At 64.1% G+C, this 25037-nt stretch carries 22 protein-coding genes; 18 read left to right on the top strand and 4 right to left on the bottom strand.

The window, feature by feature from the left end:
- Nucleotides 1-28: 28 nt before the first annotated feature.
- From OO12_RS02200 to OO12_RS02175, 6 genes are all read left to right on the top strand, one after another.
- The gene (locus tag OO12_RS02200; RefSeq protein WP_152616220.1) at nt 29-562 is read left to right on the top strand and encodes a DUF2975 domain-containing protein; all 534 of its coding nucleotides are present in this window, start codon (nt 29-31) and stop codon (nt 560-562) included.
- On the top strand, nt 562-780 hold the full coding sequence (locus tag OO12_RS02195; RefSeq protein WP_034156997.1) for a helix-turn-helix domain-containing protein: 219 nt from the start codon (nt 562-564) through the stop codon (nt 778-780). The genes OO12_RS02200 and OO12_RS02195 overlap by 1 nt, the downstream gene beginning before the upstream one ends.
- 40 nt (nt 781-820) lie before the next feature.
- The gene (locus tag OO12_RS02190) at nt 821-2836 is read left to right on the top strand and encodes a TonB-dependent receptor plug domain-containing protein (protein ID WP_034156996.1); all 2016 of its coding nucleotides are present in this window, start codon (nt 821-823) and stop codon (nt 2834-2836) included.
- Between the two features lie 26 nt (nt 2837-2862).
- A complete protein-coding gene (locus OO12_RS26640) occupies nt 2863-3978 on the top strand; it encodes a serine hydrolase domain-containing protein (protein WP_052215441.1) in 1116 nt (371 codons plus the stop codon).
- Nucleotides 3979-4138: 160 nt separating this feature from the next.
- Nucleotides 4139-6550 carry a TonB-dependent receptor plug domain-containing protein gene (locus tag OO12_RS02180; protein WP_034156995.1) on the top strand — a complete coding sequence of 804 codons (2412 nt, stop codon included), beginning with the start codon at nt 4139-4141 and terminating at the stop codon, nt 6548-6550.
- Nucleotides 6550-7812, top strand: coding sequence for an aminotransferase class V-fold PLP-dependent enzyme (locus tag OO12_RS02175; RefSeq protein WP_034156994.1), 1263 nt, complete (start codon nt 6550-6552; stop codon nt 7810-7812). The genes OO12_RS02180 and OO12_RS02175 overlap by 1 nt, the downstream gene beginning before the upstream one ends.
- Nucleotides 7813-7848: 36 nt before the next feature.
- On the opposite strand, the gene OO12_RS02170 is transcribed toward OO12_RS02175, so the two are convergent.
- Nucleotides 7849-8511, bottom strand: a complete 663-nt coding sequence (locus OO12_RS02170) for a hypothetical protein (RefSeq protein WP_034156993.1) — start codon at nt 8509-8511, stop codon at nt 7849-7851.
- Between the two features lie 22 nt (nt 8512-8533).
- A complete protein-coding gene (locus tag OO12_RS02165) occupies nt 8534-9040 on the bottom strand; it encodes an RNA polymerase sigma factor (protein WP_052215439.1) in 507 nt (168 codons plus the stop codon).
- Between the two features lie 186 nt (nt 9041-9226).
- Between OO12_RS02165 and OO12_RS02160 the strand changes: the two genes are divergently transcribed.
- From OO12_RS02160 to OO12_RS26635, 9 genes are all read left to right on the top strand, one after another.
- Complete coding sequence (locus OO12_RS02160) at nt 9227-9583, top strand: ArsR/SmtB family transcription factor (RefSeq protein WP_034156992.1); 357 nt, start codon at nt 9227-9229, stop codon at nt 9581-9583.
- A gap of 3 nt (nt 9584-9586) precedes the next feature.
- Entirely contained in the window at nt 9587-10060 is a 474-nt protein-coding gene (locus OO12_RS02155) for an SRPBCC family protein (RefSeq protein ID WP_034156991.1), read from the top strand.
- Nucleotides 10061-10392: 332 nt separating this feature from the next.
- A complete protein-coding gene (locus OO12_RS02150) occupies nt 10393-12453 on the top strand; it encodes a multicopper oxidase family protein (protein ID WP_052215437.1) in 2061 nt (686 codons plus the stop codon).
- Nucleotides 12440-14485, top strand: coding sequence for a tyrosinase family protein (locus OO12_RS02145; RefSeq protein ID WP_034156990.1), 2046 nt, complete (start codon nt 12440-12442; stop codon nt 14483-14485). The genes OO12_RS02150 and OO12_RS02145 overlap by 14 nt, the downstream gene beginning before the upstream one ends.
- Before the next feature lie 44 nt (nt 14486-14529).
- Nucleotides 14530-17181, top strand: coding sequence for a LodA/GoxA family CTQ-dependent oxidase (locus OO12_RS02140; protein ID WP_034156989.1), 2652 nt, complete (start codon nt 14530-14532; stop codon nt 17179-17181).
- Between the two features lie 2 nt (nt 17182-17183).
- The gene (locus OO12_RS02135; protein WP_034156988.1) at nt 17184-17600 is read left to right on the top strand and encodes a hypothetical protein; all 417 of its coding nucleotides are present in this window, start codon (nt 17184-17186) and stop codon (nt 17598-17600) included.
- The gene (locus tag OO12_RS02130; protein WP_052215435.1) at nt 17581-18711 is read left to right on the top strand and encodes an FAD-dependent oxidoreductase; all 1131 of its coding nucleotides are present in this window, start codon (nt 17581-17583) and stop codon (nt 18709-18711) included. Before OO12_RS02135 ends, OO12_RS02130 begins: the two co-directional genes overlap by 20 nt.
- On the top strand, nt 18708-19355 hold the full coding sequence (locus OO12_RS02125) for a DJ-1/PfpI family protein (protein WP_034156987.1): 648 nt from the start codon (nt 18708-18710) through the stop codon (nt 19353-19355). Before OO12_RS02130 ends, OO12_RS02125 begins: the two co-directional genes overlap by 4 nt.
- On the top strand, nt 19307-20056 hold the full coding sequence (locus OO12_RS26635) for a copper chaperone (RefSeq protein ID WP_052215433.1): 750 nt from the start codon (nt 19307-19309) through the stop codon (nt 20054-20056). The genes OO12_RS02125 and OO12_RS26635 overlap by 49 nt, the downstream gene beginning before the upstream one ends.
- 123 nt (nt 20057-20179) lie before the next feature.
- Here the strand turns inward: OO12_RS26635 and OO12_RS02115 are convergent, their stop codons facing one another.
- On the bottom strand, nt 20180-21574 hold the full coding sequence (locus OO12_RS02115; RefSeq protein WP_034156986.1) for an amidase: 1395 nt from the start codon (nt 21572-21574) through the stop codon (nt 20180-20182).
- Nucleotides 21571-22473 (bottom strand): haloalkane dehalogenase, encoded by a 903-nt coding sequence (locus OO12_RS02110; RefSeq protein ID WP_052215432.1) that lies wholly within the window; start codon nt 22471-22473, stop codon nt 21571-21573. The genes OO12_RS02115 and OO12_RS02110 overlap by 4 nt, the downstream gene beginning before the upstream one ends.
- Nucleotides 22474-22628: 155 nt before the next feature.
- On the opposite strand from OO12_RS02110, the gene OO12_RS02105 reads away from it, so the two are divergent.
- Genes OO12_RS02105 through OO12_RS02095 form a run of 3 tightly spaced genes read left to right on the top strand, consistent with a single transcriptional unit; the run spans nt 22629 to nt 25020 of the window.
- Entirely contained in the window at nt 22629-23534 is a 906-nt protein-coding gene (locus tag OO12_RS02105; protein ID WP_034156985.1) for a LysR substrate-binding domain-containing protein, read from the top strand.
- Nucleotides 23535-23581: 47 nt separating this feature from the next.
- A complete protein-coding gene (locus OO12_RS28865) occupies nt 23582-23845 on the top strand; it encodes a hypothetical protein (RefSeq protein ID WP_034156984.1) in 264 nt (87 codons plus the stop codon).
- A 38-nt stretch (nt 23846-23883) separates the two neighbouring features.
- Complete coding sequence (locus OO12_RS02095) at nt 23884-25020, top strand: winged helix-turn-helix domain-containing protein (protein WP_235364654.1); 1137 nt, start codon at nt 23884-23886, stop codon at nt 25018-25020.
- Nucleotides 25021-25037 lie beyond the last annotated feature (17 nt).

Genomic DNA, 25037 nt, shown 5'->3' with positions numbered 1-25037 from the left:
CACCATCCTGAAGAAAGGGTGGTTTCCGATGTTTCCGGCATTGACGCTTGCCCGTTCCGCACAGTTGCTCGACCGGCTGACCATCTTGCTTTGTGCGCTGCTGATCGGCGGTGGTGTGGCGGTCTATTTCCACCCGCTGCTCTCGCCCTTGGCGAGCGCACCGGGCATCGACCCCGTACCGAGCGAATTGCTGACCGGCTGGGCGCGTTGGGCCAATTGCGGCCTGTACGCGATGACCGCCTCATTGCTCATCTTCGCCTTGCTGCGGCTGCGACGGACCTTTCGCGCGGCGATGGCCGGCGACTGCTTCTCCGAAGCGGCGGTGCGCGGCTTTCGCGGTTTCGCCTGGGCAATGCTATGGCTGGTCCCGGTTCGTATCGTCCAGCAGGCGCTGCACGGCCTGTTGCTGACCTCGATCGCCGGCGATCGCCCGAGCTCGCTGCATGTCACGATCGGCGCCGAACAGGTGACGATGGCCGTTTCGGCTCTCCTCGTGTTGTTCGTCGCGCAGATATTCGTCGCCGGCCGGGCACTGGACGACGATGCGCGGAGCATCCTCTGATGGCGATCGTGCTGACGCTCGATGTGATGCTGGCGCGGCGCAAGATGACGCTGAAGGGGCTGTCGATGGCAATCGGCCTTAGCGAGCAGAACCTGTCGATGATCAAGACCGGCAAGGTGAAGGGCGTGCGGTTCGACACACTCGACCGGCTGTGTGTCGCGCTCGGCTGCCGGCCTGGCGACCTGATCGACCATGTACCGGACGATCCCTCAGGCTGATCGCCGGTCTTCGTTCTTCTCTCCTAAAAGGCTGACTGAGATGACCAGCTCCTGGACGAGGCGCGTATGCGCCCTCGCAGCGATCCCGCTTGCCTGCGCGTTTCCTGCCACAGCGCAGGAGAACATTCTGGCTCGGTCCGCCGAAGGCGGTTTCGACGACATTCTCGTCACGGCGAAGCAGGGCGATGGCGATACGACCCGCATGGCAGCGGATTCCGCGGCGCTGCTGCATGTCGCGGGTACGGTGAGCGATCCGGTCCAGGCCCTTTTGACGCTGCCGGGCATCAGTTTCGGGGGCAGCGATCTGGATCGGCCGGTGGTGCGCGGCGCCGGACCGGGCGACAATCTGTTCCTGGTCGACGGAATCCCGCTGCCCGACCTGTTTCACGATCTGGGCGATTCGATCGTCATGCCCGCCGCGCTGCGAAGCTTCGACCTGTCGAGTGCCGCCTTCCCCCTGCGCTTCGGTGGTGCGACCGGGGGCGTGATCGACATCGCATTGCGCGATCCCGCACTGGATGGCGCGCATGCCCAGATCGAGGCAAGCCAGATCAAGGTGGCGGGATTCATCGAAGCGCCGCTGACCGACCGCCTCTCGGTTTACGCCGGCGGCCGCTACAATCTGGCGCATCTGTTCGTCGGGTCGTTTGGGCCAGGCACGCGGCTGGTCGAATATCGTATGCCACGCAGCGCCGACTATGTCGGCCGTGCTCGCTGGAGCGGCAGCGGCTTCGACCTGACCGCCTCGACACTCGGCAGCCGCGACGAGCGACGCGAGACCCAACGCCCGGAGCTCGGCATCGCGCCACGCTATGGCCAGATCGAACGCCGGCGGTTCGACGCGCAAGCGCTTCGCCTGAACGTGCCGCTCGGGCCGAGCGGGACATGGACAACGGTTGCCTCACATGTCGCTGCGTCCGATCGCACGACCTATGCCGCGGGCGACCGGATCGCATTCGCGACAGACACGCTGTCGCTGCGCAGCGACCTCACCTTGCCCCTGGGCGCGGTGACGCTCGATACCGGAATCAACCTGCGACGCGATCGATTGACGGTATCCGTAACGGGTGCGGTACCGCTGTGCGATTATCTCGACACACGCTGCATCGTCGCGGTCTCGGGCAGCAATGCACCACATCGCCGCAGATTCGATTCGATCGAGGGATTCGCCGGCATCACCTTGCCGCTATCACGCTCCCTTACCGCGGAGATCGGCGGTCGGCTCGTACACGACGCAGCGCTGGATGCGACAATGGTCGAACCCCGTGCCTCACTGGAATGGCGGCCGGCCGAAAGCATCGCGCTGTTCGTCCGTGGGCGACGGGTGCACGGCCGGCCCGATCCCGCACGGCTTGCCTTCGACCTCGCCGCTGTTCGGGACATGCGGCTGCCCGCGTCGTGGCAGGCAGCGGGCGGAATCCGCGCACGGGTTGGCGGGTGGAACGCGCAAGTAGAGGCATGGTGGAAGGATTTCCGGCTCGACGACCTGATCGGTACCCCGATCGAAAGCAGGGTCGCCGGCACGGCACGCGGGATCGACTTGCTGATCAGCGCGCCCAACGGCGGCCAGTTCGACGGCTGGCTGTCGTTAAGCCATGCCATCAACCGCCGCCGTCTGCTGCCAACGGACACGCCGATCAATTATCGCTATGCGATCCCGTGGAGCGGCACGCTGGCCGCGACATGGCGACCGTTGCCGACCTGGTCGATCGGCGGCAAGGTCCGCGTACAAAGCGGTGTTCCCTATACCCCTTTGCTCTCGATCGGACGCGACGCCAGCGGCGTGCCGGTCGCGGTCTACGGACCGCCTTTTTCCGCCGAAGCGCCAGTATATGCCCGAATCGACGTGCGGATCGAAAAGACGATCCGGCTGGGCAGCGCGCAGGGTCGGCTGTTCGTCGATGCACTCAACATTTTCGACCGCACCAATGTCGGGTCGCGCAGCTTTCCGTTACGCAACGCTTATCTCGACGAGAGCGGAGCACTGGCGGTGGCCGCGAATGAGGATAGCGGCGTACCGCGCTTTGTGGCGCTCGGCTTTTCGATCGATTGGTGACCCAGATGGGAAAGGGATATGCCTCCATGTACCGTAGTGCCATTGCCTTGCTCTCACTGTTGGCGACCGCTGCGGGCGCCGCCGACTACAAGCCGGTGCGTTGCATGGTGCGCCAGGCTTATGCCGGTCGCCCCCTTCACGCCGCCATTGACGTCGCGCGACCGGCGGCGGTGCCCGAAACCGCGCTGGACCCGGCAATAACCGCACGCCTCGACACCGTGCTCGCGATGATCCGGGACAAGACCCAGCCGGGTGCGATGACCGCTGCGGTCGGCATCACGGGCAAGGGGCTATGGACCAGCGACGGCACCGCCGCCGGTCCGAAGCTGTTCTGGGCCAGTGCCGGCAAATCCTTCACTGCGGTCGTCGTCCTGCAGCTGGTGCAGGAACACAAGCTGTCGCTCGATGATCCCATATCGCGCTGGATCGAGAATGTGCCCAATGGCGACGTCGTGACGGTACGCGACCTGCTGGCGCATACGGCCGGCCTGTTCAGCGCGAACGAGGATCTGACGGCACGCGCCGACCCGCGTTATCGGGGTCCTGCCGAGACGCTGGCGATCGCGCGACGGCATGGCGCGATGTTCTGCCCGGGCGCGAACTGGCGCTATTCCAACACCGGCTATGATTTGCTGGGCGAGATCGTGCGGATCGTCGATGGCCGCTCGATCGACCAGGCAATCGCTGCCAGGATTATCGTGCCGCTGGGGTTGAAGACGCTGCGGGCGCTACCGCCGGGCGGTGGTGCGAGCGGCGTGGCGCCGCTTGTTTCCGCCCAGGAAAAGCCGATTGATCCGAGCTGGGCCGGCGCCGCGGGTCCGATCGTGGGCAGCGCTGGCGACATGGTGCGCTTCTGGGCCGCGCTGCTTGACGGGCGCCTGATCGCACGATCGCAAGTGACGGCGATGACCAAAACACTCTATCCCATGTTCGATCCCGGCACATATTACGGCCTGGGCGCGATGGTGTTCGACCTGCCCGACGGGGCCAGACGGATCCTGTGGATCGGCCATGCCGGCGGCACGCCCGGGGCCAGTGCCCTGATCGTCTATGCTCCGGCCGATCATGCGTTCGCAGCGGTAGCGCTGACCGGCGACGGGTCGGCCGTCCCGGCGGTCAACGCATTGTTGAAGGCTCTTTGAGCCCGTTCGGGCAGCGACCGGTCGCGAGCGCTTGCCGAAAACTCGAAAATAAAACCTAATTGTAATACAATTGAAGACTAATCGTCACGGCACTGAACAATAAGGTGCCTAACAGCCGCCTCGACCTGGCCACGCAAAGCGGCCGGGCTGGAGGGTTTTCATGAAATTCACGACCGGGAGCGCGATCATCGCGCTGCAATTCGCCTGTGCGCCTGCTTTTGCCCAGACCCATGCCGAAACCGCATCCTTGCCCGCGGCCGATACGGCGAGCGACGCGTCGACTCCAGGCAGCGAACCCGAGAACGAGATCATCGTAACAGGCACGCGCGACCGCTCGCGGACGCAGTTCGACACGCTGGCCCCGGTCGATGTGCTGTCGGCCGACGCGGTGCGGTCGAGCATTTCGGGCGACCTGTCCGACACGATGGCGCAGCTGCTGCCTTCCTTCAATGTACAGCGCTTGCCCGCCGCCGATGGCCAGGCGTTCGTGCGTCCCGCGTCGCTGCGCGGCCTTTCGGCGGATCAGACGCTCGTGCTGATCAACGGCAAGCGCTACCATCGATCCGCCCTGCTGGGCACGCGCGGCGCGCAGGCGCCCGATCTGGCCGGCATCCCGTCGCTCGCGATCAAGCGGATCGAAGTGCTGCGCGACGGTGCGTCGGCGCAATATGGATCGGATGCGATCGCCGGGGTGGTCAACATCATCCTCGACGACACCGCCGGCATGGAGGCCTTTGGCCAGTTCTCGCAATATGATCGCGGCGACGGGAAGGAATATCAGGTTGGCGCACGCGGCGGTATCGCTCTGGGCGACCGCGGCATGCTCGTCGTCACCGGCGAATATGACCATAGCGAAGCGACCTCGCGCACGCGGCAACGACCCGACGCCATCCTGTTCCAGAACGCCAACCCAACGCTCGCGGTGCCCAACCCCGTGCAGCGTTGGGGCCAACCCGACGAAGAGCGTATCCGCGGTGCGCTCGACGCTCATTACGACTTGTCGGATGCGGCGACACTTTATGCCTTCGGCACCGTACAGCAGGGCGAAGGCGTGACCGATTTCAACTGGCGTAACCCGGCCGGCACGGGCAGCGTGTTCAATTCCAGCACCGCTTTTCCCGGTTTTTCCTTCCTTAAACTCTATCCGGTCGGCTTCACGCCGCGCTTCGGCACGACATTCAGCGATTATCAGGCGAATGGCGGGGTGCGCGGGGCGATCGGTGATCGCTTCACTTATGACATCAGCGCGGCAGCCGGCCGCAGCCGGATCGAATACACGCTGAACGAAAGCCTGAATGCATCGCTCGGCCCACTCAGCCCGACCAGCTTCTATCTTGGCCGGCTGGAGCAGCGCGAGTTCAACCTGAACGCCGATTTCGTCTATCGCCTGCCGGTCGGCACGACCGATCCGGTCAATATCGCGTTCGGCGCGGAACGCCGGGTCGAAACTTACCAAGTCTCTGCCGGCGATCCCGCTTCCTATGCGGTCGGCCCGGGAGCCGCGACCGGCCTTGCCCCCAATTCGAACGGCTTTCCGGGTTTCAGCCCGGCAGTGGCCGGTACCTTCGGCCAGACCAGCTATGCCGGCTATCTCGACCTGGAGTGGAAACCAGTCGAAATGCTGACACTCGGCGCGGCGGGGCGTTACGAGGATTTCTCCGAGTTCGGCAACACGTTCAACTACAAGTTCGCGGCACGGATCGAACCGATCAAGGGGATCGCGGCGCGTGCGACCTATTCGACCGGCTTTCGCGCACCGACGCCAGCGCAGCTCAACACATCGCAGACCACCCAGGGTCTCAACACAAGCACCCTGGAGATCTTCACCCAGGGCCGGCTGTCGCCAAGCGATCCACTGGCCGTCGCACTCGGCGCCAAGGCGCTGACGCCTGAAAAATCCCGCACCGCGACGGCGGGCCTGACATTCCAGAGTGGCTTCGGCCTCAGCGGCAGCGTCGATTTTTACCAGATCGACGTCAATGATCGCTTCAGCCAATCGCAGGCATCTCCGCCACCGAAAGACGTCCCCAATCCACAGCGCTTCACCGCGATCAGCTTCTTCACCAATGATTTCGACACACGCACGCGCGGGATCGACGCTGTACTCTCCTATGCACACCCGGTGGGCCCGGGTCGTGCGAGCCTGAGTCTGGCGTACAACTACAACCAGACCAAAGTGAGGAGCGGTGCTTCCGCGGCGATTCCCGACAACACCCAGCGCCGCGTCTTCGAAGAGCGCCTGCCGCAACATAACGGCACCGCGACGGTCGGCTATGAAATCGGCCCGGTCTCGCTGCTGGCCCGCGGGCGCTATTACGGGGCATGGACCGACATCGCCGCCAACGGCACCACCCAGCTGTTCCAGCGCTTCGGGTCGATCGCCTTGTTCGACGTGTCGGCGCGCTATGCCCTGACCGAGCATTTCTCGGTCCGGGTCGGGGCGGAGAATGTCTTCAACACCTATCCCGACGAAGCGACCAACCAGGCGGTGCGCGGTCTGATCTATTCGCGCAACGCGCCATACGATACCGATGGCGGGCAATATTATGTCCGGCTGGGAATGACCTTTTGATGGCAACCGGTTTTCCGATCGACCGGCGTGCGTTGCTGGCGGGTGCGATGGCGTTGCCCGTCACCGCGCACGCTGCGGCGCTGCCCGGGTCGGGCGGTGACGACGCCGCCTTTTGGCACGACGTGGCGGCACAATATGACGTCACGCGCGAGGTCATCCAGCTCGAGAACGGCAATTGGGGCATGATGGCCCGGCCCGTGCTGCGCAGCTATGAACAAGCGGTCGAGCGGGTCAATCGCGACACCAGCTACTACGCCCGGCGCGGCATGGTGCGCGAGGTGATCGCCGCGCGCGATGCCCTTGCCGCCGCGCTTGGCGTGCCTGCCGAAGAAGTCGCTTTCACCCGCAATGCGACCGAGGCGCTGAAGACGCTGATCCTCGGCTATAACCGGCTCAAGACCGGCGATGCGGTGCTTTATGCCGATCTCGACTATGACAGCATGCAGGCGTGCATGGAGAGCCTGGCCACGCGGCGCGGCGCCGCGGTGGTGCGGATCGCGCTGCCCGAACCGGCTACGCGGCAATCGATCATCGATGTCTATGCCGCAGCGATGGACGCCAATCCCCGGCTCAGGCTGATTCTGCTGACGCATCTCAGCCACCGCACCGGCCTGGTCGTGCCGGTACGCGAGATCGCAGCAATGGCACGGGCGCGCGGGATCGATACGATCGTCGATGCCGCGCACAGCTGGGGTCAGCTCGACTTCGCGCTGGCCGATCTCGATTGCGACTTTGTCGGGCTGAATTGCCACAAATGGCTTGGCGCGCCGCTCGGCGTCGGCGCGCTGCATGTCCGCAGGCGCGCGCTGGCGGCGATCGATCGCGATCCGGCCAATGACGCCACCGATCGCGACACGCTGCAGGCGCGCATCCATACCGGCACGCTGGATTTCGCCGCGCAGCTGACCGTGCCGGCAGCACTCACCTTTCAACAAGCCATCGGCGCCAAACGCCGCGCCGATCGGCTGAGTGCACTACGCAACCAATGGGTCATCCGCGCACGACAAATCCCGGGGATCGAAATACTGACGCCAGACGATCCCTCGCTGCACGGTGGCATCACCGCGTTCCGCATCGCGGGTAAGACCAGCGTCGCCGACAATATCGCCATCGCGGCAAAACTGCTCGAACGTCATCGAATCTTCACTGTGCATCGGGTCGGGCCGGCCAAGGGCGCCTGTGTTCGCGTGACGCCAGCCCTGTTCAACAGCATGACCGATATGGATGCGCTCGCCGCAGCCTTGCCCGACCTGATCGCGTGACGATGCCTTGACCATGCAAGAAGGCGGCGAGGCCGGTCAGTCGCGTTCGAAGTGCATGATCTCGTCGAGCTGGCCCTGTGCGCGTTTCAGATGCTCCCCGGCAAAGGCGTTTTCAAACCCGCGCACGACGCGTTGCCGGCCGCTGGCCCGTGCCCAGAGATAGACCAGCCAGATTCCTGCCATGACCACCACGCCAGCGATCGCCAGAATCCACAGAAAGATGGGGGCGAAGAGTGGCACATCGATGCCGGTCAACACGCGAAGAAGGGCAATCATCAATGGTGCCCACAATATCCACCAGGGCATGCCGACAATGATACCGGCCCAGAGATGGAAGCGCCGCAGCTGTACGAGCCGTTTCTGGATCGCAACCACGGGCTCGGCATAGTCGATTCGGGCAACCAGCGCCTTGATGACGACCCCGGCCCAGATCGACAGCACGCCATAGATATGGAGGATGATTCCACTAACGAAAGCGCCGCCCGGTTGGCGCAACTCGCTTTGCCATGCGGCAATGCCGAGCAGACAAATCAGCGCGCCGGCGATGATCAGCCAGGTCTGGCTCCGCGCCAGTGGCTTCAGCGTATCGCGCAGGTCGTTGCGGACCAGGCGCCGACCCTGTTGCAGCTGCACCGCCGCCTGGCGCTCGAGCCGCTCGTCGAGCTGGTTCAGCACCTGTTTGAGATCGTCCAGTTCCATCATCTTGTCCTTTGCGTCCGGGTCAGGCGAGCTGGTCGCGCAGGCGTTGCTTCAACCGCCCGATCCTGGTGCCGACATTGCTTTCGCTGATGCCGAGAATGTCCGCGATTTCACGGTGGCTGCGCTCGTCGAGATAGAGCAGCAGCAAAGCCCGATTGAGGCCGTCCAGGCCGGCGATCAGCTGATCCAGCATGGCGAGCCGCTCGTTCGATTCATGATCGACCGTCTCGTCGGCGACTTGTCCGTGCCCGTCATCGAGCGGGATGAAATGTCGCGCGCCGCGATAGACGCCGCGCACATGGGAGATCGCGACATTGAGCGCGACACGGTACATCCAGGTCGAGAACGGCCGCGTCGCATCATAACGCGGCCAGGCCTGCCACAGCTGCGCCATGATCTCCTGCGCCAGATCGGCGCGGTCCTCCGCATCGCGGCAATAGGTCGTCGCGACCTTGCGGAGAATTCCCGCGTGTATATCGACCAGCTCGGTAAAGCCGGCGCCGTCATCATGATGATCGATCGTCGCCATTCCGTTTCGTCACATCGCATCCTGTTGTCGGGACTGTGGTTCGTCCGGGCGTGGAAAACATCACATTATTGTTTTCCGGATGCTCACGCCCAGACCTCCCACCGCATCAAGCATCTCGTCACGACGAAAGCTGAAGCAATTGCTAAACTATCTTGACGCCACACATCCAACGGAATAGTGAAGCATATGCTTCAGCAAAACGAACAACTCGACCTGCTTTACGGCGCGCTTGCCGATGGTGGCCGGCGCATGATGGTGGACCGCCTCAGTCGCGGATCGGCGTCAGTCAGCGAACTGGCGCAACCACTCGCCATGTCGCTCTCCGCCGTCGTCCAGCATCTGCGTATCCTGGAGGCCAGCGGCCTGGTCCGGTCCGAAAAGGTCGGGCGGGTGCGCACGTGCCGCATCGATCCGGAAGCGATGAGCGCCGCGGAACACTGGATCAACGAGCGCCGGCAATTGTGGGGACGGCGCTTCGACCGGCTCGGCGATTATCTGGTCGCTGAGCCCGACACCATCGACGAAATCAAAAAAGGAGAATGACTCATGACCGAACGATCGATCACTCATGCGACCTTCACGGTCGAACGCATCTATGCCGCGTCACCTGAGCGCGTGTTCCAGGCGCATGCCGATCCGGCGATCAAGCGCAAATGGTATGCCGAGGGCGAAGGCTGGATCATCGACAGCTACGCATCCGACTTCCGCGTCGGCGGCATGGAAATCACCGAGTTCCGCTTTGGCGACGGCCCGCCGATGCGCAACGACACCCTCTATCTCGATATCGTGCCGAATCAGCGGATGATCACCAGCTATGCGATGATGATCGGCGGAGACCGCATATCCGCATCGTTGGCGTCGATCGAGCTGACGCCGGTCGATGGCGGCACGCGCCTCGTCTTCACCGAACAGGGCGCCTATCTCGACGGCTTCGACAATCCCGCCCAGCGCGAAGCCGGATCGCGCGAACTGCTCGAAGCGCTTGCCAAGGCAGTGGAAGGCGAGACGGTGTCTGCCTGACGCCGCACCGACGGCCGCGACACACCCTAGTGAGTGTCGCGGCCATTCGTCGCAATTATTGCTCGTAGCAACAATTGGTCAAGTTGTTGCGCCGTTTCTTACAAAAATTCGTGAAGCCGTCATAACACCGATACGGCTCAGCCTTGTTCTGCATTGACCCGCGCCAAGGTCAAAGCCGCGTTAACAGTCATATCTGTCACCACAATGGAGATGATCGCGCGGGCAATAGCCAAAATGGTCCCAATTTTCTTGTCCAGCTACTCGACATCATCACCCCTAGGGAGGACAAGTTCGGCATCGCACCAAAACGCGTGAAGACCTGAGGGGGGATCATGCCGCATTTCGACGCCAAACTTGCCCGTACCAGCCTGGCGATCGGATCCGCCAGCGCCGCCGCCGCGCAGGAGGCCGAGCGGACGGTGGAGAATCCGCGCACTCTGAACGATTCGAACCAGCCGGCATCGAAGATGCTGCTCAGCGTCGCCCCGGACGCGACCCGCCCGGCGCCAAGCCCGACGGTCCGGGAGCGGGTGCTCAACCTGAACGTGGTGATGACCGACGGCCAGCTTTACAATCCCGCCACCGGACTGAACGACAAGGTGCGGCTGCGCAGTTATAACGGTACCGACGTCGATCCGACCAAGCCCTATGTCTCGCCAACGATCGAGATTCGGCCGGGCGAGACAATCCGCGTCAATCTCGACAATCAGTTGCCCGCTGATCCCGGCTGCATGATGTCCGACCACATGCCGGACAAGCCGCATTGCTTCAACGGCACCAACCTCCACACTCACGGCCTGTGGGTGAACCCGGCGGGCAATGGCGACAATGTCCTGTTGTCGATCAATCCCGGCGTGAAGTTCCAGTATGAATATAATGTCCCGGGCGAACATCCGTCAGGTACCTTCTGGTACCATACCCACCGCCATGGATCGACAGCGCTGCAAGTATCGAGCGGCATGGCCGGCGCACTGATCATCCGTGGCGACCGCTTGCCGACGCTGAAGAGCAATGGCGATCTCGATACGATCATCGCAGGCATGCCCGAGCGCATCCTGGTGATGCAGCAGATCCAGTACGCCTGTCGCACCGCCCCGTCGCCGGGTCATCCGCACGGGACGATCAAGCAGACCATCAAGGGCCGCTATCTGTGCGATCCGGGCGATGTCGGCGTGATCGAGGATTATGATCAGTTCGGCCCAGGCACCTGGCCGGCATCGGGCCGTTACACCTCGCTCAACGGTGAAGTTCTGCCCAGTTTCAACGCGGTGCAGGGTCAGGTCGAGCGCTGGCGCATGATCCATGCCGGGGTGCGTGATACGATCAGCCTGCAATTCTTCAGAGCGAAGCCTGGCAAGCTGGCGAAGAAGCTGCAGCTGATCAAATCGCCCGAGGATGAGGAAAAGGCGATCCGCGACAATTGCGGCACCGAAGCGTTGCCCTATTCGGTCGTCGCGGCCGACGGCCTGACCATGGCGGCGGGGCAGCAGACCAAGCTGACCACATTCCAGCCGGGCTATCGCTACGATGCGCTGGTCGTATTCCCCGACACCGCCGGCTATTGCGTGATCGATTCAGCGGCGCCGAAATCGGGCACGGTCAACGCGCTCGCGGTCAGCCGCCAGCTGCTTGGCTTCGTCAAGGTCGCGCCGGGGACCAAGGTGACGGGCAATCTCGCCGATTATGTCACCAACGCACTGGTCCAGACCGCGACCAAGGTGATGCCGGCTGATGTCCAGCCCTCGGTCGTCGCCGATCTCAAGGCCGGGATGAAGCTCACTCGCTTCGTGCCGCATCCAACGATCGAAGCGAGCGAAGTGACCGGCACGCAGGAGCTGACCTTCTTCATCGACACCAAGACCGCCGATACCAAGTTCGAGGTCGGCAACACTTTGGTGACGGCGGATGCGAAATCCTATGACCCCAATCGGCTCGACCGCGCGCTGAAGCTCGGCGGGGTCGACGAATGGACCATGCAGTCGCACTTCGTCAGCCATCCGTTCCATATCCACGTCAATCCGTTCCAGATCGTCTCGATCATCGATCCCAATGGCAAGGATGTCAGCGCGATCGGATCGGTCGATGACGCCGGCGGCGATATCGACCCGCAATATGCCGGGCTGAAAGGCGTGTGGAAGGACACGCTGTGGATCAAGAGCCTGATCGGCGGCGGCAATCCCAGTCTGCCCGAGGGCTTTTCGGGGCTCTACACGATCAAGGTCCGCACCCGGTACGAACGCTATATCGGGGAGTTCGTGCTCCATTGCCACATCCTCGACCATGAGGATCAGGGCATGATGCAGAATGTCGCGGTCGTGCTGCCCGACGGCAATGTCGGCGCTCCGGCCAATGCGCCGCTGCAGCTGCAGGGCAATGCCCATGGCAACCACTAAAGCGCCCAAGGCCCCGAAGCCGTCCAAAGCACCGGACTCGCCGGTGTTCGGCTATGCCGATGTGCAAGCGATCCTGCGCGGCGCGGGCGGGACCGACACCGGGGCGCCGGGCGCCTTTTGGGAATTGCCCTTGCCGCAGTTCCTTGCTCTCAGCGTGATGGGTGTAACGCTGATCGAGCCCGAGGCCGGCGGCAGTTGCTGCGGCAACGGCGGCATGGGGGGCAGCGTATCGGATCGCGGCGCGCGGTCGGGGCTGGTCCGTGGCCTGCGTGGCCAGTCGCCGTTCGACGGCACGCAATTCCCGCGCCTGCCCTGGGGCGGCAGCGCGGTGACCACCGCAGATATCGACCGGATCGAAAGCTGGATCGACGAAGGTTGCCCTGGTGCGCTGCTCGATACGCTGGCCATCGCCGGCGACGTCAGCGTGCCCGGCGAAACCCGGGTCGAGGTCACTGGCCTCGCCGGGCCGGTGTTCGCGCCGACCAGCGATCCTGGCGCCTACGCCTATGCCAAGGGCGAATTGCGCCAACGCATGGACGTCGATGCGATGAGCGAGCCACAGAAAGAGCGGCTGCGCTGCGCCTTTCGCGAACTGTACAATCTCAACAAATGGGTCGGCGACAAGCGGAGCTACAATAACCTCGCGCTGATCCACCAGAATCACTGCCAGCATGGCTGGGAACGCTTCCTGCCCTGGCACCGCGTCTATCTCTATGAATTCGAGCAGGCGCTGCAGGATCATTGCCCCGATGTGACGATGCCGTGGTGGGACTTTCCCGCGCCGCGCTATAATCCCGAGGATCCATCGAAGGGCGCGATTCTGCCCGAGGCATTCAAGGCATTCCTGACCGAGGCCTCGCTGCGCACGCTTGCCGGCCAGGGTTTCCCGATCAAGAAGCTGCAGCCGCTGGTCCAGGTGCACTATGCGACGCTGAGCAAGTTCCTCGCCGCGGTCAACGCGGCGATCGGCGACAAATATACCAAAGGCACTTATCGGGAACGCCTGATCGATGCGCTGCTCGAGGCGAATTCGCTCTGGTATCCGCTACGCTATTCCGGCGAATTCGGCAGCGGCACGATCAACAGCGTGATCCATTACCATTACCCGCGCCAGGAAGACATTGACGAGATCATGTCGCTGCGCACCTTCCGCGATTTCGGCGGCGGCAGCCTCTATGTCGACAGCTTTGGTTTCCTCGACCAGAATCCGCACAATACGATGCACATCTGGACCGGCGGCATCAATCCGGCGTTCGAGACCAAGGCGCCGCTCGACCGCAACCGCGCGGTGCAGGTCGCCGGGCGCAAATTCCACCAGCGCGAGGATCTGTATAGCGAGCCGCAATATGGCGACATGTTCAGCAACCTGACCGCGTCATACGACCCGATCTTCTGGCCGGTGCACGCCAATATCGACCGGCTGTGGCACAATTGGCAGCAGGAGCATCCCGACGCCCTGCCCGCCGATCTCGATTCGCCCCTGACGCCGTGGAGCTATGCCACGCGCGACACGCTCGACATGCATCGCTTCGGTTATGAATATGTCCGCGGCGGCAGCATGATCCCGGTCGGGCTGACCAATCCGGTGGGCCGGTTCGTGTCCGCACCGCTGCCGGTGTCCAATGCGGTGCACAAGGGCTTCCGTTCGGCCGAGGTGCGATTGCACCGCGTGCCGCAACTGCCGCGATCCTGCTTCATCCGCGTATTCCTCAACACGCCCGATGCCGATGCGTCGACCCCGCTGACCAGCGAAGGCTATGCGGGCTATGCGGCGGTGTTCGGGCATGGCGAATGCTATGGCGGACCCGGTCATTGCGAGCTGCCCCCGGCGGAGAACCGCAAGTTCGACCGGCGCGAGCGCAGCATGAACACGCCGCGCAACCACCGCATCGACGTGACGCGCTGCGTAAAGAAGCTGCTCGCTACCGGCGCCAAGACGCTGACCGTCAGCCTGGTCGTGATCGGCGCCTCGTATGAAGAAGATCGCGAATTGCTGCGGCTCGACGGGGTGTCGCTCAACTTTCTCGATTGAAGCAGGAGGGGGCGCCGATCGGGCGCCGGCCAAAGGGGAATTCTATGGCGTCGCCACCGGTATATCGCATCCATCCCGCGATCGGCATCGCCCGGCTGGGCGACAGTCCCGACGGTTTCTGCATCACGCCCGAGGGCCCGGCGCAACTGCCGATCGAGTGCGATTCGATGGGCAATCCGGCCAAGGGCAATGCCCCGGTCAAGAAGTTCAAGGATGGCAAGGGCCGCATCAAGCGCCAGGCGGCGCGCTTCCAGATCTATGTCTATGACGAGCAGAGCCCGGAGGGACGTCCGCTCAAGCTAAAGGACGGGATCGAAGGCGGCGGTAATCAGGGCACTCTGGTCGATATCCAGTGGCGCGTGCAGCTCGCCAACAAAAAGGCCGCCTGGTACACCTTCGACGGCTTGCGCGGCGAAGTCGGCTATCCGAGCGACGCACCGCTGCGCAACCCGACGATCACCGATGCGCAAGCGCGGCAGAAGCTGATCATCGATCCCGGCCCACAGACGGTCGATCACAAGACGCGGCGCAAGGCGAGCTTCGCACGCGATACCAACCCGGCCTATGCGGTCAATTTTCCGCCGACGGGCATGCAACCGCGCGACATCGATACGCTGGGCGACCTGATCACCGACGATGACGGCCGATTGCTGGTACTGGCCGGGCATGGTCGCAGCGGATCCTTCGCGTCGGGTTTCGGTCATCCGCGCATCGACACCTACGCCAATAGCGACAGCTGGTTCGACGATATCTCCGACGGGCCAGTGATGGCGCGCCTCGTGATGCAAGCCGAGAATGTCGGGCAGCTGCGTTACATCGATGTCGAATATCCCGCCTGGGTGCTGGCCGGTTATCCGCGCTACGCCCCCGAAGTGCTTGACATGATCACGCTGGAAGATGTGGTCGAGGACCTGTCGATCCGCGAATTTGCCTATCGCCCCGACATGTACGGCACCGCCAGCACCTTCGAAAATCCGCAGCCGGTCGATCCGCTCGACACGCCCGCCTTGCTTCACTGGAAGGCCGGGCCGGTGCAGTGGAACCCGGATTACCGCCCCTGGTTCTGGCGCGACATCTGGCCGATCATCTTCCGCGCCGATGAATTCTCCTATTTCGCGGCGATCCTGCAATTGTCGAATTTCCCGCACAACCAGTCGAGCCGCGGCACGTTCGACCCATACCGGCTGTGCATCCCGCCCAAGCTCGCGCCACGCACTCTCGCCAAGAAACTGGTCATCGCGGCGGACGACCACCGGTCGGGCAAATTGCTCGAGGCGGCGCTCGAACCGAGCCTGATGCTGCTCGATGCGACTCAGGCACCGGGCGCGGCCTCGGCGACCGATCTCGCCTCTGGTCCACTAAAGGCCGCCGCCGCCGTGTTCGCTGCCACCGTCTGCCCGCCGGTCAAAGGTGAGACGCCCGAGGCCTATGCCGCGCGCTGGCGGTTGATCCAGGCTGAGAATGAAGCCGAACCATCGGCTGTCTATGCCGAAGCACATGCCGCCTGGGGCGTGGCGGTGGACGCGGCGATCGCCGCTGTCGCGGCAGCAGTCGAGCCGACCGACAAGCCGTTGCTCAAGCTTGCACGCGCCTCGACCCGGCAGGAGCCGGGTGAACCCGACCGCACGCAGAATCCCGACGAGCCGATCGATTCTGTGCTACGCCGCCTCGCCTTCGAATATCGCGCCGGCATCCTGCTGACCCGCGCGCTCGACCAGGCGCGGCTCGACGCCACCACTGATCCGGGCCGGGCGGCGCGGCAATATCTGTTCGACCTGCTGCGCAAGCCGGGCGAGGAGAACAGCTTCCGCCTCGGCAGCAACCCGGCGACGCGCACTTATCATTTGCCGCTGATGCCGCTGCTTGCCGGCGACAATCCAATCACCAACAAGACGGTGAGCAAATTCCTGCGCCTGACCGACACACAGCTCTTCATGCTGCGGCAATGGGCCAGGGGACTGTTCATCGACGAAGTCGCGGCTGGGTTCGTGCCCGACACGATCGACCCGTGGCAGCCCTACAAGGGTTGGACCGCGAAGACCGGGCGCGAACTCGATCGCGGGGTATTGTCCAATGCGCTGGGCGGTGCCTTCTGCCCCGGCGGCGAAGTGACCTGGGTCATCCGCAATCCGGCGATCTGGCATGCGCCCTATCGCATCAAGGCCGATCCGGAATGGTATCAGTTCCAGCTCACCGCCGCGCAGCAAAACGCCAATCGCTGGGGCTCGGGCGTCAGTGAGGAAGGCTATGTCGCCTATATCAGCGATCCGTTGTCGCAAGGCAGCGATTTCGATGTCGGGCTGCAGCCGGGCGACATGACCAAGCTGTCCGGCCTGCCCTGGCAAGCCGATTTCAACGAATGCACCACGCAAATGATCGACGTCACCTATGAGGCGTGGAATCAGCTCAGCCCCGACAGCATCGGCGATAGCCTGATGACGCAGGAACAGCGCGTGTGGGAGACTTTGTGGTGGCCGGCACACCGGCCGATGCAGGTCTTTTACCCGACCATGGTCGACGGCAAGGCGACCTTGCAGTTCCGCAACTGGGCGCGCGGCATTCCGCAGACGCTGGCAGGTGACCTGAAAATGGTCACTGAATGGTCGAAGCTCGGCTTCGTCGTGCGCAATCCCAAGGTTGCGCCCGGCCCCTCGCCGGATTCCAAATATATCTGCGTCGAAGATTCGGGAGACTGATCATGACCAATCCCTTTATCGGCAGTTGGACCTATCGCAGCCTGCTCAACGACCCCGATGTCGATACCGCGTTCAACGACCTGGAGTTCGGGCGCGGCACCCTGGTCATTACCGAGGCCGGCCGGGCAGAACTGGGCGGCACGATTGGCGGGCCGGGCTGGTCGCTCGATCTGCATGGCAGTTTCGGCTTCGGATCGCCGATGCAGGTGCGCTTCCAGGGCAAGGGTGTGGTCGGCGGCGAGCAGTGGATCTATGACTATATTGGCTGGCTGGTGCCGGTGTGGCCCAACAGCAGCGCCGGATTGCAGACCACCGCATTCGTGGGATCGGTGACACGCACCATCCCGCATTCGAGCGGTGGCGGCGGTACATCGCCGGCCGGCGTGGTTGCGTCCTTCTATGCCACGCGCCAGGGCTGACATCGCGGTAATCGGTGGTGGCCCCGCCGGGGCGGCTGCCGCGCTGACCTTGCGTCGCCACGCGCCGAGACTGAGCGTCCGGCTGATCGAGGCGGGCGATTACAGCATCGCCCGGCCGGGCGAAATACTGCCGGCAGTGGCGCGCAGTCTGCTCGAGCAGCTCGGCGTCATGGCGGCATTCGAGCGCCAGGGTTTCATCACCGGACGTGCGGTCGCCTCGGCCTGGAGCGATGATGCACTGGACGAACGGCACAGCATCTTTTCCGCGCAAGGACCGGGCTGGCATCTCGATCGCGCACGCTTCGACCGGTTGCTGGCCGATGCAGCCAAGGCCGCCGGCGCGGCGGTCACCACCGAATGCGCGGTGCGGTCGGCGGCGGCAAAGGGCGAAGGCTGGCGGCTGACACTCGCCGACGACAGCGAGATCGACGCACGAGGGGTGGTGTGGGCGACAGGGCGAAGCTGGCGGCTGGCGCGGCCCTTTGGTGCGCAAGTGAGGGTGCACAGTGATCTCGTCGCCCATACGCGCTTCTTCGCTGGGGTCGCGGGCGATTGCCGGACAGTGATCGAGGCGCGGCCCGAGGGCTGGTGGTACAGCGCCGATCTCCCCGGCGATCGCCGCATCATCGCCTGCATGACCGAGCCGCAGATCGCGGAAACGCTCGGCCTGCGCACGCGCGATGGATGGCGGCAGGCGCTTGACGCCACCCGGCATATGCGCGCGCTGCTGCCGCCTAATGCGCGCGAAGGCGAGGTGCTGGTGCGCTCGGCCGGCACCGCGACGATCGATCCCGTCGCCGGGCTGCGCTGGATCGCCGCAGGCGACACGCTGTTCGCCGCCGACCCCCTCTCGTCGCGCGGCATCGTCCATGCGCTGCGATCCGGTATCATCGCGGCTTATGCCACCGTCGACCTGCTCGGCGGCAAGACCGACGCGATTCGGGAAAGCGAGATCAGACGGCGCTATGCGATGATCAGCGCGCACGGCTTCCAGAGCTACACGCAAGCGCTGGCTGCACATTATGCCGAAGCCGCGCGCTGGCCGGAGGCGCCATTCTGGCGAAACTGGGCGCAGGGGAAAACCGCGAACCGGATGGGAGTCACGTCATGATTATCGGCATACCGGTCTATGACGATGTCGACATGCTTGACGTCACCGGCCCGTACGAGATGTTCCGCTGGGCCGGGATCGAAGTCGACCTGCTCGCCGCGCGGCGCGGTATGGTACAGTTCCGCGATGCCTTCCCGTTCAAGGTCGAACGCAGCTTTGCACAAGCGCGCCCATATGACGCGCTGTGGGTGCCCGGCGGCGACCCTAATGCGCTGTCGCAGCTGATCCATGATCCGAAGCGCGTCTATCTCGACTTTCTGGTGAAGCAAGCAGCCATGACGCCATTGGTCGCATCCGTGTGCGAGGGTGTCTTGCTGCTTGCGGCGGCCGGCTTGCTCGACGGCTACAAGGCGACGACGCATTGGGCATTCATCCCGTGCCTCAAGGCGTACAAGCACATCAAGGTCGCCCGCGGGCATCCGCGTTTCCATCTCGACCGCGACCGGCTGACCGGAGGCGGCATCTCCTCCGGGCTCGACGAAGCCTTGATGCTGATCAAATTGCTCAAGGGCGGCAAGGTCGCGCGCGACGTTCAGCGGACGACGCAATATTATCCCGATCCCCCAGTCAGCAGCAAACTCCCGGCCGCCAAGACTTGTCCGATGCCACCCTGGCCACCGACCACGGCGCAGATATCATCGTGATCGGGCAAGCCGCCCGGCGCTGGCGTCACTGGCCGCTGGTCGCGCCGAGCCTGTGTGCCTGGGCCTTGCTGCTGTCGTGGAGCATCATCCCGACTCTCCCCGATTTATGTGGTCCGGGCGGGCATTTCTGGACCAGTGTCCCGGCCAGCTTCGCCACCGCACTGCGTATCAACCCGCTGTCGCCGCTGTTCCTGTCCTGGCTGGTGATGCTGTGCGCGATGATGCTGCCCTTGCTTCACGTACCGCTGATGCAGGTTCGCGCCAACAACGACGCGCGTCGTGACGCCGCCGCCGTCGCCTTTTTCCTGATCGCTTATGTCACCGTCTGGATGGCGGCGATCGTCATCCTCGTCACACTGACGTCATTGCTGCGGCTGGCGACCGCATCGTCGGCGCTGGCCGGCCCGCTGATCGCGCTCGGCGTGGCGGCGGCGTGGCAAACGACGCCGGTCAAGCGGCGCTGCCTGCACCGCTGCGGCGTTGCACCGATGCCCCGATCCAGCTTAGCACATGAACTGACCGCAGCACGTCATGGCGTCATGATCGCCGGTGCGTGCGTGGGGTCCTGTTGGGCGCTGATGGCGCTGCCCTTCTGCTTTGAGGGCACGCCCCATCTTCTGGTCATGGCAGCGATCGCGCTGATCATGCTGTATGAGCGTTATGGTCGGCCGGAGCGCATGGCGGGGCTCAGACAGGAATAATCCCCATCCGTTCGTTTCGAGCGAAGTCGAGAAACGGGCCATAAGCGCTGCGTACGGTTTCTCGACTGCGCTCGAAACGAACGGCAGAGTGATGAGCCACTAATCATTCCCGCATCAGCCACCTCAATCGATGGGACGCCTTCGATGCCAGGAGGTCGAACCCTGATAGGCAATCCCGGCACGGATCAGCGGCGCTTCGCGCAAATGGCCTGCCACGAGCTGGAAGCCAATCGGCATTCCGATAGCGTCCTGCCCCCCTGGCAAAGTAAGCGTCGGCAAGCCGGTCATGTTGAACGGGCAGGTATAGCGCTGAAGCGCGGCGATCAGGTGCGGCTGCTCGCCCAGCGTGCTGATGCGCGCCAAGGTCAGCGGTGCGAACGGGTGAACGGGGGTCAGCAGCAGATCGATCCGCCCGAACAGCGCGTCGAACGCGCCGCGCAGGGCCATGCGGCGCAACAGGATCCGCTGATACTCCATGCCCGACAAGGCATGGCCCTGATCAAGAACCGCAGCGAGCACGGGGCCATAATCCGACGTTCGCGACGGGTAGGTCGCCTGATGCGCAACGGCGGCCTCCACGGCGCAGTTCGCCGGCCAATCGGCGACGGCATCACCGACATCGGGCACCGTCACTTCGACGATCTCGGCCCCCAGCGCGGCCAGAACCTCCTGCGCTCTAGTGAGAACAGGCAGAACGACGTCATCCACGCCATCGCCGTTCCACGCCGGATCGACCCCGATCCGCACTCCGCGCAAATCGAGCATCGCGTCGCCGAAGCGATCGGGCACCGACGCCTGCACAGCGGTCGGATCGAGCGGGTCGGCGCCGGCAACGGCATCGAGCAGCAATCCCGCGTCCGCGGCACTGCGCGTCAACATGCCAACATGATCGAGTGAGGCAGCCAGTTCCAACACGCCGTAACGGCTGACCCGGCCCCAACTCGGCTTGAGACCAGTGATGCCGGTGGCCGCAGCCGGCCAGCGGATCGATCCGCCCGTATCCGAAGCAAGCGCACCGTAACTAAGCCCCGCCGCAACCGCGACGGCCGGCCCGCTTGACGAGATACCCGGCCAATAGTCCGCGTGCCATGGATTAACCGGCGGGGTGACTGACGGATGATAGTCCGAATAGGCGCCTTCCGTCATCTCGAGCTTGCCGAGCGGGATTGCGCCGACCTCACGCAGCCGACGGACGGCGGTTGCATCCTGCGTTGACCAGAAATCGCGATGGATCGCGCTTCCGGCCGCCGTCGGCGCATCCCTGGTCCAGAACAGGTCCTTGATGCCCAACGGTACTCCGTGAAGCGGGCCACGTGTCATTCCTGCCGCAATGTCAGCTTCGGCCCGCCGCGCTGCAGCCAGCGCTTCGTCCGCCATCACACAGGCATAGCTGTGAAGCATGCCGTCATGCGCTGCGATCCGGTCGAGCTGTGCCTGGACCACCTCGACCGGCGATACGTCGCGGCGCGCCAGCGCCACCGACAGCTCACCGATCGTCAGATACTGCAGGTCGGTCATGCCGCGGCGAACTTTCCGGCAAGGACGGCGGCGATGAACCGGGCCATGGCCTCGCCCACCTCGCGCGGCGAATCCTCCTGCAGGAAATGCGCGCCCTTGACCGTAACTTCCTGCTGGTTGGGAAAGCCGCGGCAAAAGTCGCGCTGGGCGCCGATCAGGAAACCGGCTGGATCGCCATTGATGAACAGCTTCGGGACTGGGCTGGTCGCAAGCCAGGCCGAATAGGCCTCGACCACCGCGACGACGTCAGCGGGTTCGCCGGCGATCGGCAAGTCGCGAGTCCAAGCCAGCATCGGCCGCCGTGCTTCGCCCGGTACGCGGAAATGGCTGCGATAGACCTCCATCGCCTCGCCGGAGAGGCCACGCAGCGGCAACAGATATTCGATGAACAGATTCTGCTCGAGGATCATCTTTTCCCCGGCCACCGTGCGCTGACCTTGGAAAAAATCCCGAGTCACTTCCGGCCATTCGTCCCATGACAGGAAAGGGCGCACGATTCCCTCCATATGGACGATCGCCTTGATCCGGTCGGGATGACGTCGCGCCCAGTCGAAGCCGAGCGCCGAGCCCCAGTCATGCACCACGAGGACGATGTCATGATCGAGGCCGAGCGCATCGAACCACCCATCGACATAGCGCTGCTGGTCGGCCAGCCGATACGCACCGTTCGGGTCGACGCCCGAATTCCCCATCCCGGGATAGTCCGGCGCGAGACAGCGGCCGAAGGGCAGCGCGTGCGGGATGATGTTGCGCCATAGATAGGAGGGCGTGGGATTGCCGTGGAGAAAGACGATCGGATCACCTTCGCCAACATCGACATAAGCCATCGGCACGCCGTGGACAGTGACATAGTTACGGAAGACTGCGTTTTCGGTCGAGATTTCGGGTGCGGGATTCATAGCGGAACTCCTGATGCCATATGTCAATAAAGTAGTTCAACTTCACTGAATCGTGCCACTGATCGATACTTCGTCGTTGTTTCTTAGGCCTTTGTTGCGATATGTGCTGCAAACGACAAACGATTATCGCTAACTTTAATAGATAAGATTTTCTAATGCGGATTCCTGCCCTGAACGGACTGCGCGCCTTCGATGTCGTGGCGCGGCATTTGTCGATGAAACACGCCGCTGAGGAACTGTGCGTCACCCCCAGCGCGGTCAGCCAGCAACTTCGCGGCCTTGAGGACGACCTTGGCGTGGCGCTATTCCGGCGTGCGAACCGTGCCATCTACCTCACCGACGCAGGGCAATCGCTGCTGCCGGGGGTGCGCCAGGCTTTCCGTCTGATGGTCGAAGCGGCGGACCGGGTGCGCAGCGGCGCCGAGAGCGGCATCCTGACGATCAGCGTCACACCATTTTTTGCGGAAACCTGGCTGGTTCCGAGGCTCGCCGACTTCCAGGAGCGGCATCCGGCGATCGACCTGCGCGTGATGGCGACGACGGGTCTCGCCAATCTCGCGGCGGGCGAGGCAGAGATCGCGATCCGCCACGGCCTCGGCAAGTATCGCGACATGGTCAGCGACTTGCTGGTCGCGCCGGCAGTGGTGCCGGTGGCCAGTCCCAATCTCGTCGCCCGGCTCGGATCGCCCGCCGGCGCTGTCGATTTGCTCGACTGGCCGAAAGTGCACGGCACCGATCGCGGGGGCTGGGCCTTATGGTTCGAGCATCACGAACTATCATGTCCGGGCGCAGCGCGTGGCGCGTCCTTCGATGATGTCGGGCTGTTGCGGACCGCAATCCTGTCGGGCCATGGTGCTGGATTGCTACCCGCGGCACTGGCCGAGCCGGACATTCGCGACGGACGGCTGGTCGGCCTGGCGGATGCGGTGTTGCTCGACGGGCTCGCTTATCATCTCGTCACTCCCATCGCCACTACACTCCGGCCCGCCATCATGGCATTTCGCCATTGGGCGCTCGGGCAAATTGTCGCGTCCAGCGCCGGTGACGACGTCACGGGATAGGGCTACAGCATCGGGCGGCCACGAAAACGCTCTCTTGGGAAACAGACTTGGACCTCGACGCACTGCTTTATCATTATTTCGGCGCCGAAAGCCTCGAGACGCTCGACGACGCGGCGATCCAGTCGGGTCTCGAACGACTGCGGATCGATTTCGGCACCGAGCGCGACTCGAGCCGCCGCTTCGCCTTGTGGGTCCTCCTGCACGGCCTTGGTGAGGCGCCCGACCCGGTGATCGCCTTCAAGGATGTACGGGAAAGGCAGGCAGCGGAGAATTATGCCCGGGCCGCCGAGCGCGCGGAGCGCGACTCCTGATCGAGACGCTCAGCATTTCACAGGCGCGGCGTATTGCGTTGGGTGCGCAGGGCTTCGGCGCGGCGCTGCCGGAAACTGTCGGCCAGCATCATCTGCGCCGGACGGTCGATACGCTGTCGCTGCACCAGATCGACAGCGTCAATGTCGCGGTGCGGGCGCATTATCTGCCGGCCTTTTCGCGGCTTGGCGACTATGACCGGACGCTAATCGACCGCGCTGCCTGGGGCCCGAAACGCGAGCGGCGGCTGTTCGAATATTGGGCGCATGAGGCATCGCTGCTGCCGATCGCGCTGCAACCGCTGCTACGCTGGCGCATGGCGCAAGCCGATCGCGGCGAGGGCGGCTGGACCAGCCTCAGGCGCTTCGCGACCGAGCGGCGCGGCGAAGCCGAACTGATTCTGGACCGTATCCGCAGCGATGGGCCGATGGCCGCATCCGATTTCGAGGAAGGCAAAAGTCGCAGCGGCTGGTGGGAGTGGGGCGATACCAAACAAGCTTTGGAATGGCTGTTCCGTGCCGGTCACATCACCACCGCGACCCGGCGGGGCAGTTTCGAGCGCGTCTATGATCTGACCGAGCGCGTCATCCCGGCGGCGATCCGCGACGTGCCGACGCCAAGCGATGCCGACGCGTTCCGCGCGCTGACCGAGCGCGCCGCACGAACGCTGGGCGTGGCGACCGAGACCGATCTGCGCGACTATTTCCGCCTTAAGCCGGAAGCGGGACGGGCCAGCGTCGAAACGCTTGTTGAAGAGGGCGTGCTGATCCCGGTCACGGTGACAGGTTGGGGCAAGCCCGCCTTTCTCCATCGCGACGCGCGTCGGCCCCGCCGCATCGCCGGCGCGGCATTGCTCGCCCCGTTCGACCCGCTGATCTGGGAACGCGCGCGAACCGAGCGGCTGTTCGATTTCCATTACCGCATCGAAATCTATGTCCCGGCCGAGAAGCGCCGGCACGGCTATTATGTCCTGCCCTTCCTGCTCGACGATCGCATCGTCGCGCGCGTCGATGTGAAGGCCGACCGGCAAGCGGGCCTGCTGCTCGCGCACCGCGTGACAGTCGAACCCGGGGCTCCGGCCGAGACAATCGAGCGGCTTCGTGTGGAACTGCGGCGCATGACCGGCTGGCTCGGGCTGAAAGATGTGGCGGTCGGTACAGTGGTCCACGCGGAATAAAGATGCTTACCGCATTG

Origin of the sequence: Sphingomonas sp. ERG5 (genome assembly GCF_000803065.1) — a bacterium.
Classification (GTDB): Bacteria; Pseudomonadota; Alphaproteobacteria; order Sphingomonadales; family Sphingomonadaceae; genus Sphingomonas.
Note: the sequence above shows the minus strand (reverse complement) of the source record. Positions and strands in the feature narration are given on the sequence as shown.

Coding starts and splice junctions, on each gene's coding strand:
- OO12_RS02170 (WP_034156993.1), bottom strand. CDS start 8,511: ATGGAACTGGACGATCTCAAACAGGTGCTGAACCAGCTCGACGAGCGG.
- OO12_RS02135 (WP_034156988.1), top strand. CDS start 17,184: ATGACCAATCCCTTTATCGGCAGTTGGACCTATCGCAGCCTGCTCAAC.
- OO12_RS02145 (WP_034156990.1), top strand. CDS start 12,440: ATGGCAACCACTAAAGCGCCCAAGGCCCCGAAGCCGTCCAAAGCACCG.
- OO12_RS02140 (WP_034156989.1), top strand. CDS start 14,530: ATGGCGTCGCCACCGGTATATCGCATCCATCCCGCGATCGGCATCGCC.
- OO12_RS02155 (WP_034156991.1), top strand. CDS start 9,587: ATGACCGAACGATCGATCACTCATGCGACCTTCACGGTCGAACGCATC.
- OO12_RS26640 (WP_052215441.1), top strand. CDS start 2,863: ATGTACCGTAGTGCCATTGCCTTGCTCTCACTGTTGGCGACCGCTGCG.
- OO12_RS02150 (WP_052215437.1), top strand. CDS start 10,393: ATGCCGCATTTCGACGCCAAACTTGCCCGTACCAGCCTGGCGATCGGA.
- OO12_RS02125 (WP_034156987.1), top strand. CDS start 18,708: ATGATTATCGGCATACCGGTCTATGACGATGTCGACATGCTTGACGTC.
- OO12_RS02130 (WP_052215435.1), top strand. CDS start 17,581: ATGCCACGCGCCAGGGCTGACATCGCGGTAATCGGTGGTGGCCCCGCC.
- OO12_RS02115 (WP_034156986.1), bottom strand. CDS start 21,574: ATGACCGACCTGCAGTATCTGACGATCGGTGAGCTGTCGGTGGCGCTG.
- OO12_RS02105 (WP_034156985.1), top strand. CDS start 22,629: ATGCGGATTCCTGCCCTGAACGGACTGCGCGCCTTCGATGTCGTGGCG.
- OO12_RS02110 (WP_052215432.1), bottom strand. CDS start 22,473: ATGAATCCCGCACCCGAAATCTCGACCGAAAACGCAGTCTTCCGTAAC.
- OO12_RS02195 (WP_034156997.1), top strand. CDS start 562: ATGGCGATCGTGCTGACGCTCGATGTGATGCTGGCGCGGCGCAAGATG.
- OO12_RS02175 (WP_034156994.1), top strand. CDS start 6,550: ATGGCAACCGGTTTTCCGATCGACCGGCGTGCGTTGCTGGCGGGTGCG.
- OO12_RS02165 (WP_052215439.1), bottom strand. CDS start 9,040: ATGGCGACGATCGATCATCATGATGACGGCGCCGGCTTTACCGAGCTG.
- OO12_RS02200 (WP_152616220.1), top strand. CDS start 29: ATGTTTCCGGCATTGACGCTTGCCCGTTCCGCACAGTTGCTCGACCGG.
- OO12_RS02190 (WP_034156996.1), top strand. CDS start 821: ATGACCAGCTCCTGGACGAGGCGCGTATGCGCCCTCGCAGCGATCCCG.
- OO12_RS02180 (WP_034156995.1), top strand. CDS start 4,139: ATGAAATTCACGACCGGGAGCGCGATCATCGCGCTGCAATTCGCCTGT.
- OO12_RS02160 (WP_034156992.1), top strand. CDS start 9,227: ATGCTTCAGCAAAACGAACAACTCGACCTGCTTTACGGCGCGCTTGCC.